Source organism: Mesorhizobium sp. M6A.T.Ce.TU.002.03.1.1, assembly GCF_003997275.1.
Taxonomy (GTDB): Bacteria; Pseudomonadota; Alphaproteobacteria; order Rhizobiales; family Rhizobiaceae; genus Mesorhizobium; species Mesorhizobium mediterraneum.
Genome location: NZ_RZTI01000225.1, coordinates 1 through 4,723, shown reverse-complemented (window position 1 = coordinate 4,723; position 4,723 = coordinate 1). Strand labels below are relative to the sequence as shown.

Sequence of the window (4,723 nt, the reverse complement as noted above, 5' to 3'; positions counted from 1 at the left end):
CGTCATCGCCTCGACCTGGTCGTGGGTCACGTAGATCATTGTTGTGGCAGGCATCGACTCCTTGAGCTTGGCGATCTCGATGCGGGTGGCGACGCGCAGTGCCGCGTCGAGGTTCGACAGCGGCTCGTCGAACAGGAAGACCTTCGGGTTGCGCACGATGGCGCGGCCGATGGCGACGCGCTGGCGCTGGCCGCCCGACATCGCTTTGGGCAAGCGGTCGAGATATTTGGTCAGCTGCAGGATTTCCGCCGCTTGGCGCACCCGCTTGTCGATCTCGGCCTTGCTCTCCTTGCCGATTTTCATCGAGAACGCCATGTTGTCGTAGACGGTCATGTGCGGATAGAGCGCATAGGACTGGAACACCATGGCGATGCCCCGCTTCGACGGCGGCACGTCGTTGACCACCTCGCCGGCGATCTTGAGCTCCCCGGAGGTGATTTCCTCAAGCCCGGCGATGGACCGCAGCAAGGTCGACTTGCCGCAACCCGAAGGGCCGACGAAGACGATGAACTCGCCCGACTTTATGTCGAGGTCGATACCGTGGAGAATGTTGAGATTGCCGTATGATTTCTTCACTTGCCTTAGCGTGACATCGGCCATGGGTTCCCTCCAGTGAATTGCAAACTCAGTCGATGCGCCCGAACCAGGCGCCGTAGCCGCCGAGGCGGATAGAGCCGGCGCCAGTCTGTCCCGAAAACCCGTGCCCCGGCAAGGGCTGCAGCGAGCGTCCGCCGAGATTGACTTCCGCCGGTCGGCTGCCGAGATTGAAGACGCAGACGATCTGCTCGTTGCCCTCGCGGCGCGTGAAGGCGACCGTATCGCCCTCGCTTTCGATGAAGTCGATATCGCCCTTGGCCAGCGCCGGATGCAAACGGCGGAAGGCGAGAAAGCGCCGGTAGTGTTCAAGCAGCGAGCTGTCGTCGCCCTGCTGCACATCGACCGCTTGCGAAAGGTGCTTGGCGGGCACGGGCAGCCATGGCTTTGCCTTGGAGAAGCCGCCATTGCTGTCGGCGCCATCCCAGACCATCGGCGTGCGGCAGCCGTCACGGCCCTTGAATTCCGGCCAGAAGCGGATGCCGTAGGGGTCCCGCAGATCCTCGAATTGCAATTCCGCTTCGCCAAGACCAAGCTCCTCGCCCTGATAGATGCAGACCGAGCCGCGCAGCGACATCAGCAGCGCCGAGATCACCTTGAGATAGGCGGTCTGGTCGGCTTCGCCGGCCGCCCAGCGCGAGGCAGTGCGCATCACGTCGTGGTTGGAGAACGCCCAGCACGACCAGCCGTCGCTGGCGACCTTGCCGAAGGCTTCCAGCACCGAACGCACCTTGGCCGCGCTGATTTTTTCGGGCGCCAGGAAGTCGAACGAATAACACATGTGCACGCGCTTGCCGCCGGCGGTATAGGCCGCCACCACCTCCAGCCCGCGTTGCGAATCGCCGACTTCGCCGACCGCCGCTGTCGCCGGATATTCGTCGAGCAGGGCGCGGAAGCGCTCGAGGAAGCCGAGGTTTTCGGGGCGGCTCTTGTCGTAGAGGTGATCCTGGTAGTTGTAAGGGTTGACGGAAGGAGCAGTCTGGTCGTTGCGTTCTTCGGGCGGCAGCGGCGGATTGTCCTCCAGGCCCTGGCTGTGGAAATAGAAGTTGATGGTGTCGAGGCGGAAACCGTCGACGCCGCGCTCCAGCCAGAAGCGGGTGACATCGAGCAGCGCGTCCTGGACGGCGCGGCTGTGGAAATTAAGATCGGGCTGCTCGGCCAGAAAATTATGCAGGTAATATTGCTGGCGGCTGGTGTCCCACTGCCAGGCAGAGCCGCCGAAGATTGACAGCCAGTTGTTGGGTGGCGTGCCGTCGGGCTTGGCGTCGGCCCAGACATACCAGTCTGCCTTGGGATTGGTGCGGCTCGAGCGGCTTTCCCTAAACCACGGATGGATGTCGGCCGTATGCGACAGCACCTCGTCGATCATCACCTTGAGCCCGAGCCTGTGCGACTCGGCGGTCAAGGCATCGAAATCGGCCAGCGTGCCGAACATCGGATCGACGTCGCAATAGTCGGACACGTCGTAGCCGAAATCCTTCATCGGCGACTTGAAGAACGGCGAGATCCAGATGGCATCGACGCCGAGCGCAGCGATATAGGGGAGCCTGGCGATGATGCCCCTGAGGTCGCCGATGCCGTCGCCGTTCGAATCCTGATAGCTGCGCGGATAGATCTGGTAGACCACGGCACCGCGCCACCAGTCGCGGCCGACGGCGAGGTCGGGGCTCAACGTCGCTTTCACAGCGGATTGCATGATCTCAACCACCTTTCACTGAGCCGGCGAGCAGCCCGCGGACGAAATAGCGCTGCAGCGAGAAGAACACGATCAGCGGCACGACAATGGTGATGAAAGCCGATGTCGTCAGGATCTCCCAGTCGCCGCCGCGCGAGCCGAGCAACGCATTGAGCTTGGCGGTCAGCACGATCTGGTCGCCCTCAGTGCCGAGGAAAACCATCGCAACCAGCAGGTCGTTCCACACCCACAGAAACTGGAAGATGGCGAAGGAGGCCAGCACCGGGAACGACAGCGGCAGCACGATCTTGACGAAGATCTCGAAATCGCTGGCGCCGTCGATGCGCGCCGATTCCATGATTTCGCGCGGCAGGCCGGCAATGTAGCTTCTCAGGAGATAGATAGCGAAAGGCAGACCGAAGCCGGTATGCGCCAGCCAGATGCCGAGATAGGTTTTCGACGGCACGCCGAAGAAGCTGCCGACGCCGTTGTAGAGCTTCAGCAGCGGGATCAGCGACATTTGCAGCGGCACGACCAGGAGGCCGATGATAACCGCGATGAGCAATGCCCGGCCGGGAAAGCGCATCCAGGCCAGCGCATAGGCCGCGAACGCCGCGATCAGGATCGGGATGACAGTCGCCGGGATGGTGACGGTCAGCGAATTCATGAACGAGCGGCCGATGCCCTCCGAAAACAGCACCGTATTGTAATTGTCGGTGGTGAACTTCGGCGGCGCCGACGAGGCGTAGTAGACGCGCTGGCCGCGCTTGCCCTCGAAGGGCTTCGTTGAGGTCATGACGAAACTGCCGTCGGCGTTGAGCTGCAAGGTCTCGCCGTCGCCGAGATCGGCTGTCGTGCCGGCGGGATATTGCGTCGGCGCCGCCGACTTGACGCCGAAGGCGCTGATGTCGCGGGCCGCATCCTCGCCGAAGATGTTGCCCTCGAGGACGAACTTGCCGTCCTTCTCGACTTGCGCCGAGGCGGGTGGCAGCCGGCCCGCTTCAGTCTGGGTGGAACTGGCAAACGAGTTCCACCAGCCCGAGGCGATGATCTGATCCTTGTCGCGCAGCGACGAGACGAGAATGCCGAGGGTCGGGATGGTCCAGATCGCGACGAAGATGAAGACGGCGATATGGACGCCGAAACGGCTGGCAAAAGACTTTCCGGTCGCCACGGCCATCTCAATGTCCTCCCGTCTCTTTGTTCGCCTGGCGGATGTTCCAGACCATGATCGGAATGACCGCGATCATGATGATGATGGCGATGGTCGCGCCACGGCCGAAATCACCGCCGCCGCGGAACATCCAGTCGAACATCAGATTGGCCAGCACCTGGCTGTTCCATTGGCCGTTGGTCATGGTCAGCACGATGTCGAACACCTTCAGCACCAGGATGGTGATGGTGGTCCAGACGACGGCGATCGTGCCCCAGATCTGCGGCACCATGATCTTCCAGAAGATCTGGAACGGATTGGCGCCGTCGATGACGGCCGCTTCCAGCGTCTCTTCGGGAATCCCCCGCAAGGCTGAGGACAGGATGACCATGGCAAAGCCGGTCTGGATCCAGATCAGGATGATCATCAGGAAGAAATTGTTCCAGAACGGCAGCGATATCCAGACCTGCGGCTGGCCGCCGAAATACTGGATGATGGCGTTGAGCAAGCCGATCTGCGTCTGGCCGGCGCCTCTATACTCATAGATGAATTTCCAGATGACGCTGGCGCCGACAAAGGAGATGGCCAGCGGCAGGAAGATGAGGCTCTTGGCGATGGTGCCCCACCAGATCTTGTCGGTGAGGACGGCGATGATCAGCCCGAGGAAGGTGCAGGCGGCAGGCACGACCGCCAGCCAGATGATGTTGTTGAGGATGGAGGTGCGGAACTCGCGGTCGCCGAACGCCCATTCATAATTGGCGAAGCCGACGAAATTGGCGCCGCCGCGATCGAGGAACGACAGCCTGAGCGTTTCCACGACCGGGTAGATCAAATAGATGGTGAGGATGATCATGGCCGGGCCGACGAACAGCCACGGCCGGATCATCCCCTGCCGGCGCAAATTGTCGATGGCCGCAGCACCTGCGACGCCGCGCGACGGGAAGATGATGTCCACCAGCTTGTTGGCGCCCCAGAAATAGGCGACGCAGCCGCCGACGCCGACGATGATGACAAATATGGCCGAGAAAATCTGAGCCGCCACGGGTCCCTCCCTCTGCGCATGATCCGCCAGTCGAGAATGGCTTTGGCGACGGGATCATGGGCCGATTCAGTTGTTGAGAGCGATCGAACGCAAACCGGTTTCCACCATTGCTGATCGCACTCCAAGCTGGAATGTCGTTGTACTCGTGACAATCGGTGCGGCGCGGGCCGCCGGTCGGATCCGGGCCATTGAGGCCCGGATCCAGGATCGGTCGTCCGCACGTTCAGCCGGGGACGCCTACTTGATCGCGTCCCAGCTC

4 protein-coding genes are annotated in these 4,723 nt (G+C 62.1%); all 4 read right to left on the bottom strand.

Going from position 1 to position 4,723, the window contains the following annotated elements; translation table 11 throughout:
- A partial coding sequence (locus EOC93_RS32560; RefSeq protein WP_127206656.1) for an ATP-binding cassette domain-containing protein occupies positions 1–600 on the bottom strand: 600 nt, incomplete at its 3' end.
- Positions 601–625: 25 nt separating this feature from the next.
- Entirely contained in the window at positions 626–2,290 is a 1,665-nt protein-coding gene (locus tag EOC93_RS32555) for an alpha-glucosidase (protein ID WP_127206655.1), read from the bottom strand.
- 4 nt (positions 2,291–2,294) lie between these two features.
- Positions 2,295–3,449, bottom strand: a complete 1,155-nt coding sequence (locus EOC93_RS32550) for a carbohydrate ABC transporter permease (protein ID WP_126103953.1) — start codon at positions 3,447–3,449, stop codon at positions 2,295–2,297.
- 1 nt (position 3,450) lies between these two features.
- Positions 3,451–4,464 (bottom strand): sugar ABC transporter permease, encoded by a 1,014-nt coding sequence (locus EOC93_RS32545; protein ID WP_127206654.1) that lies wholly within the window; start codon positions 4,462–4,464, stop codon positions 3,451–3,453.
- Positions 4,465–4,723 lie beyond the last annotated feature (259 nt).